Annotated in this window: 10 protein-coding genes; 4 read left to right on the plus strand and 6 right to left on the minus strand. The window is 47.1% G+C overall.

The genetic code is table 11. The features are described from left to right. Positions 1-2: 2 nt before the first annotated feature. Together BLS69_RS10395 and BLS69_RS10400 are read left to right on the plus strand one after the other, a co-directional pair. Positions 3-701: a Crp/Fnr family transcriptional regulator gene (locus tag BLS69_RS10395; RefSeq protein WP_091031139.1), complete on the plus strand. Its 699-nt coding sequence runs from the start codon at positions 3-5 to the stop codon at positions 699-701. Between the two features lie 14 nt (positions 702-715). Continuing rightward, complete coding sequence (locus BLS69_RS10400; RefSeq protein ID WP_091031142.1) at positions 716-1,204, plus strand: DMT family transporter; 489 nt, start codon at positions 716-718, stop codon at positions 1,202-1,204. Between the two features lie 89 nt (positions 1,205-1,293). Here BLS69_RS10400 and BLS69_RS10405 read toward each other — a convergent pair whose 3' ends face one another. The 4 genes from BLS69_RS10405 to BLS69_RS10420 all read right to left on the minus strand — a co-directional run bounded on the left by BLS69_RS10405 (position 1,294) and on the right by BLS69_RS10420 (position 6,508). After that, complete coding sequence (locus tag BLS69_RS10405) at positions 1,294-2,010, minus strand: YebC/PmpR family DNA-binding transcriptional regulator (RefSeq protein ID WP_036608916.1); 717 nt, start codon at positions 2,008-2,010, stop codon at positions 1,294-1,296. A gap of 278 nt (positions 2,011-2,288) precedes the next feature. Continuing rightward, positions 2,289-4,010, minus strand: a complete 1,722-nt coding sequence (gene cysI, locus BLS69_RS10410; RefSeq protein ID WP_091031144.1) for an assimilatory sulfite reductase (NADPH) hemoprotein subunit — start codon at positions 4,008-4,010, stop codon at positions 2,289-2,291. A gap of 53 nt (positions 4,011-4,063) precedes the next feature. Next, on the minus strand, positions 4,064-5,899 hold the full coding sequence (locus BLS69_RS10415) for an assimilatory sulfite reductase (NADPH) flavoprotein subunit (RefSeq protein ID WP_091031147.1): 1,836 nt from the start codon (positions 5,897-5,899) through the stop codon (positions 4,064-4,066). 219 nt (positions 5,900-6,118) lie between these two features. Beyond that, a complete protein-coding gene (locus BLS69_RS10420) occupies positions 6,119-6,508 on the minus strand; it encodes a winged helix-turn-helix transcriptional regulator (protein WP_280523071.1) in 390 nt (129 codons plus the stop codon). Positions 6,509-6,685: 177 nt separating this feature from the next. Here BLS69_RS10420 and BLS69_RS10425 point away from each other — a divergent pair, with 177 nt between their 5' ends. After that, positions 6,686-7,246, plus strand: a complete 561-nt coding sequence (locus tag BLS69_RS10425; RefSeq protein ID WP_036670680.1) for an NAD(P)H oxidoreductase — start codon at positions 6,686-6,688, stop codon at positions 7,244-7,246. A 191-nt stretch (positions 7,247-7,437) separates the two neighbouring features. Here the strand turns inward: BLS69_RS10425 and BLS69_RS10430 are convergent, their stop codons facing one another. Together BLS69_RS10430 and BLS69_RS10435 are read right to left on the minus strand one after the other, a co-directional pair. After that, positions 7,438-12,663 (minus strand): S-layer homology domain-containing protein, encoded by a 5,226-nt coding sequence (locus BLS69_RS10430; RefSeq protein ID WP_091031149.1) that lies wholly within the window; start codon positions 12,661-12,663, stop codon positions 7,438-7,440. A gap of 453 nt (positions 12,664-13,116) precedes the next feature. Continuing rightward, positions 13,117-14,673, minus strand: a complete 1,557-nt coding sequence (locus BLS69_RS10435) for an ABC-F family ATP-binding cassette domain-containing protein (RefSeq protein WP_017688769.1) — start codon at positions 14,671-14,673, stop codon at positions 13,117-13,119. Between the two features lie 197 nt (positions 14,674-14,870). Between BLS69_RS10435 and BLS69_RS10440 the strand changes: the two genes are divergently transcribed. Next, entirely contained in the window at positions 14,871-15,344 is a 474-nt protein-coding gene (locus BLS69_RS10440) for an SET domain-containing protein (RefSeq protein ID WP_091031152.1), read from the plus strand. The last annotated feature ends 38 nt before the right edge of the window (positions 15,345-15,382 follow it).

Raw genomic sequence — 15,382 nt, forward strand, 5'->3', positions numbered from 1 at the left:
GCGTGCAAGAAATCCATAACGAGCAACAATTAATACAATATCTGAAGCAATATCAACTCGAAACTGTATTTCACGAGCCCCTGCGTACACATATGACGTTATGCCACTTTGAGAAGTGTGAACTGATCTGTCGTGAAGGGGAAACTTCCGAATATTTGTACGTGCTAGTCGAAGGTAAAATCAAGATTTTCACCACCTCCGCACAGGACAAAACGCTGGTGCTTTGTTTCAAAACACCGCTTGAAGTTGTCGGTGACATAGAGTATGTCCGTGAAAGCGATATTGTTAATACGGTTCAGGCCGTGTCACCTGTAGTGATGCTTCGCATTCATTATCAATGGCTCGCTGAGCTTGCCAGCGATTATGCACCTTTGCTTAAATTTTTGCTCAAAATCATCTCACACAAATTCTACATTGACTCGAACTTTTCCAATTTCAACCTGATGTACCCTGTGGAGGTTCGTCTAGCCAGCTACCTGCTCTCCATCTCAACAGAAGAAGCCGGCAGTATCGTTCACGAAGAGCTGGACGCATTCAATCTGACTGACATCGCGAATCTGATAGGCACCAGTTACCGACACCTGAACAGGGTCATCCAGAAACTCTGTGCAGACGGATTAATCGAACGACATCAAGGATTGATTATGATCAAGGATCGAGCGGGTCTACGTGAAATAGCAGGTCACAATATTTATGAATAAGGAGTTCAACAACCATGTTAATTACAGGAATTTCGCTTGCATTGCTGGCAGGTGCACTTGTCAGTCTGCAAACGATTTTTAATAGCAAAGTCAATGAACGCACCGGTTCATGGTCCACAACAACCCTGGTGCTTTTCACCGGATTCATCGCTTCGTTCCTCATCTCTCTTCTAGTAGAGGGCAAGAATACATTCAGCTTTCAGCATATGCAGCCCTGGTACTGGCTCAGTGGAGCCATCGGCGTTGGCGTGGTCTTCTGTCTCGTGCAAGGGATGAAGCTGCTTGGCCCCACGTATGCCATCTCGATCGTGCTGACATCCCAACTGAGTTTTGCTCTATTGTTTGATTCCATGGGGTGGCTCGGTCTGGAGCAAATTCCTTTTTCGTGGAATCAACTGCTCGGAGTACTTGTGATTGTAGGCGGAATTGTGTTATTCAAGTTCGGTGGGTCTAAATCGGAAAAATCAGATCAGACCCCTGGAACGTTGCAGTCAGACTCGTAAACAAACAAAAAAAGAGTGTCCGTCCAATCCCGCAGATTGGTCAGACACTCTTTTTATGCAATCACACCACTACATATCGTCTCGTTCTCTTAAACGAACTCTACGTTATGGTAGACCTGCTGAACATCTTCAAGGTCTTCAAGCGCATCGATCAGTTTCTCGAACTGAGCTTGTGCATCCTCTGGAAGTTCAATATGGTTTTGAGCCAACATGGTCAGCTCGGCTACTGTGAACTCAGTAATACCAGCAGCTTTGAATGCTTCTTGTACAGCGTGGAATTGATCCGGTTCTGCATATACAATTACAGCATCGTCTTCGTCCACGATATCACGTACATCTACATCTGCTTCAAGTAAAAGTTCCAGTACTTCCTCGGAGTTTTTGCCTTCTATACCGATAACCGCTGTTGGGTCAAACATGTAAGCAACAGAACCGCTGACACCCATGTTGCCCGCATTTTTGTTAAACGCAGAGCGCACTTCCGGCGCTGTACGATTTACATTGTTGGTGAGTGCATCAACGATGACCATCGCACCATTCGGTCCGAAGCCTTCATAACGCAACTCTTCATAGTTCTCATCCCCGCTACCTTTTGCTTTTTCCATCGCACGATCAATAATGGCTTTGGGTACATTATACGTTTTGGCACGTTCCAGCACAACTTTCAGTGCACGGTTCGCTTCCGGGTCCGGTTCGCCCTTCTTGGCAGCTACATAGATCTCAACCCCGAATTTAGCGTAGACCCGGCTCGTGTTTGCATCTTTTGAAGCTTTCTTTTCCTTGATATTATTCCACTTACGACCCATATCGTTTCCGCTCACTTTCAACATGTAATCTGCTTTCTACTATGCCATTATATCTTGTTGAGCGTACTTCAACAAGTTAATACCCACGAAAATATGGGAGTAACTGCGGTCATTATCCATCTCCATTTGAAGATTAGCCTCAGTTTATCCTCTTATAAATCTCTCAGCAGCAACTAACGTTACCTCTATTATCTCCATATATAACAGACAAGAAGCACCCCTCAAAGGAATGCTTCCGCCCTAAATCAGTCCTAATTTCAGTTATCTTACCCGGTCAATTAAGCGTGAAATTGTCGACCATCCAACACTTCAGGAACATAACCCGCACGAATGACAAAGTCTCCGAAATGTTCACCTTCATAGCGCTCTTTGGCATACTGGTTCACCATTGGAGTCAGCGTGTCCAGAATCTCTGTTTCCCCAATGTTTTCTTTATACAGCTTATTCAAGCGATGTCCGGTGAAGCTGCCACCGAGATACATATTGTATTTCCCAGGTGCTTTACCGATAAATGAAATCTCCGCCAGCATTGGTCTAGCACATCCGTTCGGGCAACCCGTCATCCGAATGACAATCTCTTCGTCTCTCAGCCCGGCTTCGTCAAGTACAGGCTCCAGTTTGTCGATCAGAGACGGCAAGTAACGTTCCGACTCAGCCATCGCAAGACCGCAGGTTGGAAGCGCAACACAAGCCATCGAACTTCTACGCAGCGCAGAGTAATGTGCTCCATCCGTCAGGTTATACTGCTGAATGAGTGCTTCAATCTTTTTCTTCTTCTGGCTGCTAATATTACCGATGATCAGATTTTGATTGGCAGTCAGACGGAAATCACCCGTGTGCACTTTGGCAATTTCACGTAAACCAGTCATGAGCGGATATCCATCAACATCCTTTACACGACCATTCTGAATGAACAGCGTGTAATGCCATCTGCCATTATTACCTTTTACCCAACCATATCGATCTCCGTTCGTCTCAAAATGATACGGACGTGCCGCATCCAGTTTCCATCCCAAACGACTGGTCAGCTCACCAACAAACCACTCTACACCACGGTCGTCCAGCGTATATTTGAAACGAGCATGTTTACGAACTGCACGATCTCCATAATCACGCTGAATCATAACTGTTTTCTCTGCAACATCAATCATTTGCTCCGGAGTACAGAAACCAATGACTTTGGACACCTGAGGATAGGTTTTGGCGTCACCATGAGACATCCCCATGCCACCGCCAACGGAAACGTTGAAGCCTTGCAGCTTGCCGTTCTCCACAATAGCAATAAAGCCAAGATCTTGTGAATAGACGTCCACATCATTGGATGGTGGTACAGCAATACCGATCTTGAACTTCCGTGGCAAATACACTTTGCCATAGATTGGTTCAACTTCTTCGTCGGAGTCCTGGGAATCAATCACTTTCTCTCCGTCAAGCCACAGCTCATGATAAGCCCGGGTGCGAGGGTCCAGATGATTGCTCACCTGACATGCCCACTCGTACACTTCAGCATGCACATCGGATTGATTCGGATTCGGGTTACACATCACGTTACGGTTTACGTCACCACATGCAGCCAGTGTGCTTAACAACGAATCGTTTACTTCGCGAATGGTGTTCTTAAGATCCCACTTCAGTACGCCATGCAGTTGGAAAGACTGACGTGTGGTCAGACGAATCGTCTCATTGGCATATTTATGCGCTACCCTATCCATCATCAACCACTGCTCCGGGGTTACAATTCCACCGGAAGCACGTACACGCAACATGAATTGGTACGCAGGCTCCAGCTTGGATTTGTGACGCTCATTACGCAGGTCGCGATCGTCCTGCATATAACTGCCGTGGTGTTTCATCAGACGGTTGTCGTCCTCTGGAATTGCACCCGTGATGCGATCAGCCAACGTTTCGGTCAGACTTCCGCGCAAGTAATCACTTTTGATCTTTATATCTTCCACATCGCTATTCATGCGCTGTGGGTTAAGTAAGTTATTATAAACCATGCTGCTTTCTCCTCTCGTCTCTGCGGGATGGTGCAATCCGGCTGGGCCGGTAATTAATAGACGTCCCGCTGATAACGTTTCTCCTGCTGTAACCGTGTCAGATATTCCGATGCCTGCTCAGGCGATAAACCGCCTTCTTGTTCAAGAATCGTGGTGAGCGCAGCATGCACATCATGTGCCATTTTTTTCTCGTCACCACAGATATATACGCTTGCACCTTCCTGAAGCCACTGGTACAGTTCTTTGCTGTGTTCCAGCATGCGATGTTGTACATACACTTTCTGTTCCGTATCACGTGAGAAGGCTACATCCATCTTAGTGAGCACACCATCTTTGAGCCAACGTTGCCACTCCGTCTGGTACAAGAAGTCAGTGGCGAAATGCTGATCTCCGTAGAACAGCCATGTCTTGCCCTCTGCTCCTGTTTCTTCACGCTCACCAAGGAAAGATCTGAACGGCGCTACACCTGTACCTGGGCCAACCATGATGATCGGTGTATCCGGGTTCTCAGGCAGCTTGAAATTCGGGTTATGCTGTATATATACAGGCAAGGTGTCGCCAGCTTCGATTCGTTCAGCCAGATGTACCGAGCATACACCATAACGTTCTCTGCCACGCGCTTCATAACGTACCGAGCGAACGGTAAGATGAACTTCATCCGGGAAAGACTTCGAACTACTCGCTATCGAATACAGACGTGCCGGAATTTTGCGAAGAACAGCTACAAATTCTGCAGCAGGAATCCCTTTCAGATTATAATCCTGAACCAGATCCAGCAGATCACAGCTATTCATGACTGTGCGGAATTCGGAATCATCTGCGAGTAACGCTGTCAGGCCACTCTCAGGATTCAGTTTCGCAAGTTGTTCCACGACCGGTTTCGTCACAGCTGTAATTTCAAAATAACGCAGCAACGCTTCATGCACAGATGCCTGATCCCCGTTTTTATTCACGGTCACGCGCTCATCGGCATTCCATCCCATGGCTGCAATCAATTCATCAACAAGGCGCGGGTGATTCTCAGGGAATACCCCAAGGCTGTCACCAGGCTCGTAATCCAGGCTGGAGCCTTCCAAAGACAACTCAATGTGGCGTGTTTCACGGTCCGATCCTCTGCCATTCAGATTGAGATTCTCCAACACTTCAGCTTTGAATGGGTTCGTGCGATCATATTCGGACTCCCCGCCGCTCACCGCAGCTGTAACAGCCTCAGTGGTTACCGTGCTCGCAGCAGCAGAAGTACTGCTTAAAGAAGCCAGTACTTCATTCATCCACTCCGCAGCCGGTTCATCAAAATCAACATCACAGTCCACGCGTGGTACAAGGGCTGTACCACCCAACTCCTGCAATCGTTTATCGAAGTCCTTACCTGTCTGACAAAAGAACTCATAGGAGGTATCTCCCAGAGCCAACACCGAGTAACGAAGTCCTTCAAGCTTCGGAGCCCGTTTGCTGTTCAGGAATTCATGTAGCGGAATCGCATTATCTGGTGGTTCGCCTTCGCCATGCGTACTGACGATAATGAGGAGATTTTCAATTTTCTTGAGTCCGTTCGGTTTGAAATCTCCCATCGATGACAACGTTACCTGAAGACCTTGCTCTTCAAGTTTCTTGGCCAGCTTTTTCGATAGGCCACTGGAATTCCCGGTTTGTGAACCAAAAAGCACGGTAACTTCCCGGGATACTGGCGGAGCACTCACAGGTGCAATACCTGTTGTTGGTGCAGCCTGTACCAGGTTAGCTGGAGCCGCTATTTTCGCGCTTGCCTGAATTGCTGCAATATATCCGCTCAACCAAGTCCGTTGTCCATCGGTCAATGTAGGAATAAGACGATTAAGCAGTTCAACTTGTTCTTGATTAAAAGGGCTGTTTGTCACTTGAAGTTCCACTGTTTGCCACCTCGCGCATTGCTTCGATTTTAATTCCGACTAAAATCATCACATTAATTTAATTTCTTCTCTCTAAAACCTAACACACCGGGTGTTGAGGGTCAATTTCAATGATTTTATAGCATTTATCAGTTTCGCTGATAAAGGACAAAAAACAACAAAAAACCTCCTTTTTAAATCAAGGACGGTTTTTGTTTTATTTTTAATTCGGCGGCCAGCTCAAGTTGAAGTTGAAAGTGGAATATAGTCACTAAAATGATCTCCTAGCACTCTGCTTTTATCTCCGTATACTCTGTCCAAGTGATTCTCTCCCCATAGACATATGCGGTCAATGATGTCCTGTAGAGTCAAGCCGTACTCTGTTAGCTCATACTCTACCTTGGGCGGAATCTGAGGATGAATGATCCGATGGATGATTTCATTCTTTTCCAGTTCACGCAGCTGTTGGGTTAGGACCTTCTGGGTAATGCCAGGAATGGCTCTGCGAAGTTCACTTGTTCGTTTTTTACCTGATATCAGCTGATGCAGAATAAGAATCCTCCATTTTCCACCGACCAGTTCCAGCATCGCCTGCACACCACTCTCATATTTTTTCATTTCTTGTTCCACTTGTACTCCCCCATAATTCACATATATGTATACTCGTTATTAAAAGTAACCGAAGAACCCCAAGGTATCTACAGCACTCTCAGGTGCGTACTTCTCAAGAAGATGTCATGAAACTTATAATAACATTGGTCAGAATGTTTAACCAAAATAAAAAGAAAAAAGGATGGTTACTCCTACATGAAAGTTAAACTGGTCGTTACTCACCCAAGACAGGATTCCCTAACATTTGCCGTGATGAATCGTTTTATAGAAGGTATGCAGGAGAATTCCCATGAAATCGATATCCTCGATCTATATCATGACGGATTCGATCCCCTATATCGTGTAGAAGATGAGCGAGACTGGCAAAATCCCGACAAACAGCATGCCCCTGTGATTCGCAAAGAGCTGGATCGTGTGCTTGCGGCTGATGCCATTGTATTTGTTTTCCCGATCTGGTGGTACAACGTTCCCTCCATGCTCAAAGCTTATCTGGACAAGGTATGGAACATGGGGCTGCTGAACAAGGCAAACTCCAAAAAGGCACTGTGGATTGCACTAGCTGGGGGGACAGAGGCTTCGTTCCATAAATACGACTATTACAACATGATTTCCAATTATCTGAATAATGGGATCGCGGGTTATGCAAGAATGCAGGAATCCCGAGTTGAATTCCTCTATGAAACCATTTCAGAATCCAAAGAACATATCGAAAGCTTGCTGGAGCAAGCATACCAAATCGGCAAACATTACAATTAACAATTCGCAAAAATTACAGATAACATTCATTTAAATCACAGATAACAACTGTAAAACGACATTAATATACTCGTTCGTTGTGTAAATGACTTTTCGCCCATGGCTGGCGTACAATGAAGAAGGCTTACTCCAACCTGTGTCCGAGGTCAAAGTAAGCCTTCTTTTTCACACGCTACGATTCTGGTGTATCATCATTTCTTCCATACCAGTTTGCTCATCATCGCATATAACAACGTAGCCGATTCGGCTCGGGTCGCTTCGGCAAGAGGTTTCACCTCACCGTTGTACCCGTGGGCGATGCCCAGATCCACAAGTAATGCCACACTATCCCTGGCATAGGAGCGAATTTCGGAAACGTCGCGGAAACGAGTAAGGTTATCTGTTGCAGCCGTCTCGGAGTCAACCAGTCCAGCAGCCGCAAGTGCCCTCACTGTCAACGTCATCATCTCTTGACGAGTGATCGTGGACTCTGGCAAGAAGCGCCCGTCACCGGTACCACTGGTGATACCTAGCGAACGCGCAGCTGTAACTGCTTCGTAGTACGGAGCCTTTTCGTTTACATCAGAAAACGCATTCCCGGAAGAAACATTCAAACCCAGCGCAGTCATCAACCATTGCATGTATTGGCCGCGGGTCATCTCCTGTTTTGGATGTAACTGCGTGGAATCACCGCTTAACTCTGCATCAATTACTCCTCGGACAGCCAAAGCCTCCATTGCTTTCTTGGCCCACTGCACTTCTGCAAGATCTGCGAATGTCTGCTCCACAGGCACAACAGCATAATTTCCTGTGAGTGATGTTACAGAAAATACAAGCTGCCCGCTGTTTAAATCGTAGTAACTTTGCGGCAATGGGGTTGCCACACCGTTCGCGCCGATGGCAAATGCTACAATCCGATCCTGCTGAGCATTTTGTGATGATCGGAAAGGCAGACGAAGTATTAACTGGCTTTCCGATGGCCATGGTTGACCATCCAGTTGAAGTTCAAGCTGGACTCCATACTGCGTGCCAAGCTGATCTGCGACTGTTCTTGGTAACTCCGTTCTGACCAATCGGATTGATGCAACCTCATCACCAACGGCATCCTTCGTTAATAGTGTCGCAGGAAGCTCCAACATCCCCAGCTCTGTAACAATGTTGAACACATGTGACTCACCCTGATCTATTAACGCAGAGGCAGGCAGAGATACTTCATATGCTGTTGCTCCCGAAACCGGCTTCAGCCGGAGTTCGACCAAGCGCTGACCCGCATCAATTGAAGGGGCAACTCTAAAAGCCTCTTTAATCGTTGAAACATCCACGTTGGACTGCACTACACCCTTCTGGTCAGACTGTCCCTGCAACTCCAGAACTGAACGGTCTTTCTCCGGTTTAGGCTGTGGTGCAGCATTCTCTGCACTTGGGCTTCCACTTCCTGATTGTCCGCCATTGTTGCCTGAACCAGAACTATTTCCTGAATTCCCACCGGAATTGCCGCCTGGATTACCGCCCGAACCAGGGTCCGTACCTCCAGGGGAAGGAACAGATGCAAGCACCTTCACCGTCAACGGTACAGTCAGGGCTCTACTATCGTCAGAAGTTCGAGTAATTTCCAACTCCAATGTTACTGTTGTTTCCTTAGATGGTGGGATAATCGTTCCATCGGTTTGAATGACGGACGGTACCGAACTGGAAGCGATCTTCACCGTGAAACCTTGTGGCACGGATGGTAACTTCAGTTTTTTTGCACCTGCGGAAGGCTGTTCCAGTGCCGTAATCCCTGTTGCTACATCGGCAGCGCTCTGCTGAGCCGTGTGCACCTGATAAGCGGAAGATACACCTCTCAAGGATTGTCCCGTCGCATCAAAAGCTTCCACTTTGTAATAATATTCCGTGCCGGGGTCCAGTTCACTGTCCGTGTACTCCCGTCCATTGCCGCTATAGACCACCTTGTACTCACCTTGCTCACGATCTGAGCGGTAGAGCTTGTAGCTTGCTGCACCAAGATGAGCATCCCAGTGAAGCGTTGCGCTTGTTGAATCCAACGCATCAGCATTAAGGCCAGCACTATCATTTGCAGGTGGTACAGCGTCAGGTTTAACGATCATAATCCAACTAATCATCGGGTCCTGCGATGCCGTATTGCGCACGGTCAACTCCAGCTTGTTGTCCGACACGCTGATGCCTTTGTGGGCTCTAACGCTGGCAGGCGTAAAAGTAACTGCACCGGTATTGGTGCCATTGATGATGAAATTTGCTCTGCGCGATGTATTGGTCCACGGATCGTTGAATCCGGCGTACACATCGTATGTCCCGTTTGGCACATCAAATCTATAGGTTAAGTCCGTGCCTTTAGGTGAATTGCTGACATTGCCACCGTTCAGATAACGTACGGTCGAGAATATATCTCCGCCATTTGAACCGGATGACAGTGCATCTGCGCTGGTATACCCCCAATTGCGACCCTCTGCCGGAGCGTACATCTGGTCCGCCGTTCCCGGGTTGGCAAGTGTTCCTTTCATATAGGCACCCATGAGATTGTAATCAGCCGTTTCGTAACCTCCGCTATTCACAAAATATAGTGCATTCTCTGGAATGACGTTTACACGAACCGCCTGCTTTTTGTTGTTATATTCCGGTGTCGTTACCTGCAACGTAAGCGGTCCTGGCTTAGCAAAATCTTCTGCCGTCATGGCCCGGTTATCAATCGTCCATACTGCTGGCGTTGATACCAGTGCTCCACCCTCGCGCACATTCAATGTTGTTGGCAGGGATGGTACTTTGCCTAGCGCCACGGCTTCTGGCAACGGATCAGCAATATCTACCTTTCCCATCGAATTCAGCAGATCAGGTGTCCAGCTGTTATACCACTTGATCGCGATATCCGAGCCTATTCCAAACTCAATTGGCAAGAACACGTATTTTGCAGCATCATTCGAGAAGTTGCCACCATTCCACGTATCCCCCACGTAAATGAACTTGCCTTTTTCAGGATCGACCGGAATGACGGAAGTGGTCTGTGTGCCAAATGCCTTGCCTGGATCGGGATCTGTTGGCAACGTACGCACGAACGGATTGGTCTGCGTTGACCATGGGCCAAAGATGTTGTCCGCAACCGTCACTTTGTTTTCGTTAGGGGCCCAGCCGGAAGCTCCGGAAGTCAAAATATAATATTTCCCCTGATACTTGAACATCGCCGGTGCTTCACGTTGCCCTCCCGGGAACACACGCACGTAATCTACGCCGTATTCCGCCTGATAGGTGGAATCTCGTACCGGATTACCTTTGTCATCCGTTCGTCCTTCCTTATGCCACCCTGTTACGTCACTATAGTCTTCATTCAGTTTGGAGATATAGAGCGTCAGGTTTTCCTCACTGGAGTAGATCAGATAACCGGTACCGTCATCATCCTTAAACAACGTCATGTCACGTGCCATACCCCGGTCGCTTGGGAAATAATCTTTCTCCCCTTCCGGAGCTCTGTCCATCCGGTAACTCTTCTGATACACAAAAGGCCCTGTTGGAGAGTCGCTGATCGCATAACCGGCTCTCGCCTTACCGTAGTTCGCATTATCGTTATAAGGGTCCTTGTCTCCATCCATGTGGGCCCACATCACGTATTTCTTCGTTTTGTCGTTGTAGATGACCTTCGGTCGTTCAATGATCCGTCCTTTGCGAATATCTGCCCAGATATCCACGCGGTCTTCACGCCCCGCATACAATTTGGAGATCAACGGGTCATTGTCAAAATCATCCATGGATTGAAGTGTTGATAGCGCCATGCCTTCATCCGTCCAATTCATCAGGTCCTTGGATGAATACACACGCACACCAACAGCTGGCCAGCCACCCTTATGATATTCGCCATACCAGTAATAGGTCTCCGTCTGTTCATCATAGAAAAACCCAGCCCCATGCGCATCAATCGGTTTCCCGTCCAGATCTGGCCACAATTGCCCTGGTGTAATGCTTGTGCGAACTGTGGCAACACCCAACGGTGCGGATGCTGGAGAAGTTACGCCGTCCACGGTCGCCTGGATGATGTAAAAATATCCTGTGCCCATCGTCAGACCGCTATCGTTAAACGTGTTTTCATTGCCACTATAGACCTGCTGATACGTACCCGTAGCACTGGTAGACCTCGAGAGTGTATACGTTACATCAGATCCAGGCAAGACATTCCACCCCAGAGAGATTGATGTGTCCGTCACAGCTGTGGCAACGAATTCTGCTGGAGAGTCAATGGAGTATGTCGTGGCTTCTGCAACAGTGGGCGCTGACTCACCAGCTGCATTAAAGGCCGTCACACGATAGCTGTAGCTAGCGCCGGGCTCAAGCTCCTGGTCTGTATAAGTAAGCCCCTTCCCTTCATAAATCTGCTCATACTGGTCACTGCCAGCTTCGGCCCGAACCACGCGATAACCCGTTGACTTGTCCACGGCGGACCAAGATAGCTTCACCCTTGTGGCATTAAGTGCTTCGGCCTTTAATTCGCCAGGAGCCTGTGGTGCCGACGCAGTCGTCCGAACTTCCAGCGGAGCAGTCCATAATGATTCGGTTAGGCCTCCGTATTCATAAGCGAGCTTGTAATAATAAACCGTATCCCCGCTTAACCCTACATCCGTATGTTCCAAAGATCCGGTACTGGTTACCAGAGAATAACCGCCTTCAGGCGTAGAGGACCGATACAGGCTATAGGTTGATGCACCCGCGATTTCAGACCATTGCAGTGAAACCGAAGACGCCGTCTGATCCGCAATGGAGAGCTGAATATCGTTCCCAGGCGGTTGCTCGGCAATGATCACGTCATCTGCATGTACCGACTGCCACTTATTCCGAATGCCCACGGTACCTGACCCGTATGTAGGATCGACCAGATCAAATACTAACCGATCGGAGCCGTTTTCTGCGATATACCCGCGAATGGTGGTACCTGATAACACCACTTTAAGTGTGTACCATGTATTTTTGGCAAACGCATAATCCACCGTTTTCAAAGTAGTATCTGTTCCGTTCACCCTTTTGGAGAAAACGAGTTTATTATTGGGAACCTGCATTTGAAAATAGTAAAAGTTGCTCTTATCCTGAAACCGCGGCAATATTCCCGGATACCCCTGACCGGCTCCCGTGTAAAAGCGCATGGACACGGTCATGTCCGACATGGAGTCTCCAGTAGAAATGATGCCTTCATTGGTATCGCTCTGGAAAAGCGTGGAGTTGGACGCATCTGTCGGGTCAGAAATCACTTCCCAGTTGCCTGAGCTTACGTTCCACGCAGGTGATTCCGTGTAATCCCCATCCGAAAAATCGTCCTGCAGCAACGTGGCGGGTATACTGTTCAGATCGGCATACGCCTTACTCGGCAGCAACAACGGTCCGGAAGACAGCGCAAGTGTTGCAGATAACATAAATATCATGGGTTTCCTGAGTTTATCCAATGTTCATTCTCTCCTTTGACGTGAAAGATGAAAGCATGGTTCTTGAATACGCGGTGTTGTTGTTCAGCCTATCCTCAGCAACCAGTGGTCAGTAACGAGCGTTTGTCCACCTCCTTATTTTAATGAAACCGGTTTCATTGAAGTGCAAAAAAAGACCCGTCTTCCCTTCTAAGTGCAATGATACCCATACGGAATACCGTGTTTTCTTTGCCCCTATGCAGTGAAACAGGTTTTTAGTATATAAATGTAATCGCTTTCCTGAATTATATTATTGCCTTATTCAAGCTGTCAACTGTGAATTGGGCTCAAACATTTTTCGTTAAAACCACGCAAAAAAAGCGCGAGTTCTGCCTGTTTTGCAAGCAAAATTCGCGCCTTTTCTCACCCTACGAGCTTGTTCGCAAGCTCGCACGTGATTCGTAATCAAAAGCGGACTTATTGAACAACCTCTAATTAGAATACTTTCGTGGTCCACGACTCACAGTTCCAAGTCTCCGTAACTACATCACGGTAGAATTCCGGTTCATGGGAGATCAGAAGAATACTGCCTTTGTAAGCCTTGAGCGCACGTTTCAACTCTTCCTTGGCATCAACGTCCAGATGGTTCGTCGGCTCATCGAGTACAAGCAGGTTGGTTTCGTTATTGATCAGCTTACAGAGACGCACTTTGGCTTTCTCGCCACCACTTAGTACAGCTACCTTGCTCTCAATGTGTTTTGTAGTCAAACCACATTTTGCAAGTGCAGCACGCACCTCGAATTGGGTATAGGAAGGGAACTCCTGCCAGATCTCTTCAATACACGTATTGTAGTTGGCATCCTTCATCTCTTGCTGGAAGTAACCAATCTCCAGATGTTCACCGCGTTGAACGGTTCCTTCCAGAGCCTGAATTTCACCCAGAATACTGCGCATCAGGGTTGTTTTACCGATTCCGTTCGCACCAACAAGGGCGATTTTCTGTCCGCGCTCCATACGCAGATCCAGTGGTCTGGATAACGGTTCGTTGTATCCAATTACAAGACCTTTGGTTTCAAAAATGAGCTTGCCGGATGTCCTTGCATCACGGAAATTGAACTGCGGTTTCGGTTTCTCCTTGGCGATCTCGATGACATCCATCTTGTCGAGTTTCTTCTGTCTGGACATCGCCATATTACGTGTAGCAACACTTGCTTTATTCCGCGCTACAAAATCCTTGAGGTCAGCAATCTCTTGTTGTTGGCGTTTGTACGCCGATTCCAGTTGCTGTTTTCTCATCTCATGAACTTCCTGGAAATGATCATAATCGCCCACATAACGAGTTAGATTCTGGTTCTCCATGTGATAGATCAGGTTGATTACACTGTTCAGGAACGGAATATCATGAGATATCAGAATAAAAGCATTCTCATATTCTTGCAAATAACGTTTCAGCCATTCGATATGCAATTCATCCAAATAGTTCGTAGGCTCATCGAGGAGCAAAATATCGGGTTTTTCCAGCAGCAGCTTGGCAAGCAGTACTTTGGTACGCTGTCCACCACTCAGGTCATTGACGTCTTTATCCAGACCTATATCCGTCAGACCCAGACCACGTGCGGTTTCATCCACTTTGGCATCGATCATGTAGAAATCTTGGTTTGTCAGTGTATCCTGAATCGTACCCACATCTTCAAGAAGTTGTTCGAGTTCCTCCGGGGTAACATCGCCCATTTTGCCATACATATCATTCATTTCCTGTTCCATGTCGAACAAATACTGGAACGCGCCGCGAAGTACGTCACGGATCGATTGGCCTTTATTCAATACAGCATGCTGGTCCAGATAACCAACACGCATCCGTTTGGACCACTCCACCTTGCCTTCATCCGGCTGAAGTTTTCCTGTAATAATGTTCATGAAGGTGGATTTACCTTCACCATTAGCCCCGATCAGACCAATGTGTTCGCCCTTCAAGAGGCGGAATGAAACGTCGTTAAAGATAGCACGGTCACCAAAACCGTGACTTAATTTTTCTACATTTAATATGCTCATTCATGACACCTTTTCTATATAGACTTAATTCTTTGTATATTATAAGCGTTATATCCTGCACAACTCAACGCCATATTAAAAAATATTGCACCTTTTTGTCTGAAATTTGCCTTATATGAAAGTATGGGTTAAAATTTTGCCTTAACGAATTACTACTATATAGAACGGAGCTCTTCGAAGAGCATCAGGTGAACAATATGATTGAAGTGAAACAATCCAAGTTGGGTGATGGTGGTGAGTTTAACCGCGGGGTATTTGCTACCGTTGATATTGCCAAAGGAACGCTTATCCATCAGGCACCCGTTGTGCCTTACCCAAATGAAGATCATGAGCATGTCGAAAAAACGATTTTGGAAGATTACGTGTTCGAATATGGGGCGAATCATACCGCCATTCTGCTCGGTTACGGCAGTCTGATCAACCACTCCTATGAACCTAACGCTACTTACGATATCAATTTTGATAACCACACCTTTGACTTCTACGCTTATACAGACATCAAAGCTGGCGAAGAAATCGTGATCAATTATAACGGTGAGGAAGACAGCATGGACCCGTTATGGTTCCTGGATGATTACGAGGAGCGTATGCTTGAGTTCAATAAGTCCAATGATGATGAGGGTGAAAAAGAGACCGAACCCCAGTCCCTGGATACGGACACGAGTAAATAAACGTTAAACTCAAATAAAGTTCGCAAGCACTCTGTTGT

Origin of the sequence: Paenibacillus sp. CF095 (assembly GCF_900101225.1) — a bacterium.
Taxonomy (GTDB): domain Bacteria; phylum Bacillota; class Bacilli; order Paenibacillales; family Paenibacillaceae; genus Paenibacillus.

Coding starts and splice junctions, on each gene's coding strand:
- BLS69_RS10425 (WP_036670680.1), top strand. CDS start 6,686: ATGAAAGTTAAACTGGTCGTTACTCACCCAAGACAGGATTCCCTAACA.
- BLS69_RS10435 (WP_017688769.1), bottom strand. CDS start 14,673: ATGAGCATATTAAATGTAGAAAAATTAAGTCACGGTTTTGGTGACCGT.
- BLS69_RS10440 (WP_091031152.1), top strand. CDS start 14,871: ATGATTGAAGTGAAACAATCCAAGTTGGGTGATGGTGGTGAGTTTAAC.
- BLS69_RS10400 (WP_091031142.1), top strand. CDS start 716: ATGTTAATTACAGGAATTTCGCTTGCATTGCTGGCAGGTGCACTTGTC.
- BLS69_RS10405 (WP_036608916.1), bottom strand. CDS start 2,010: ATGGGTCGTAAGTGGAATAATATCAAGGAAAAGAAAGCTTCAAAAGAT.
- cysI (WP_091031144.1), bottom strand. CDS start 4,010: ATGGTTTATAATAACTTACTTAACCCACAGCGCATGAATAGCGATGTG.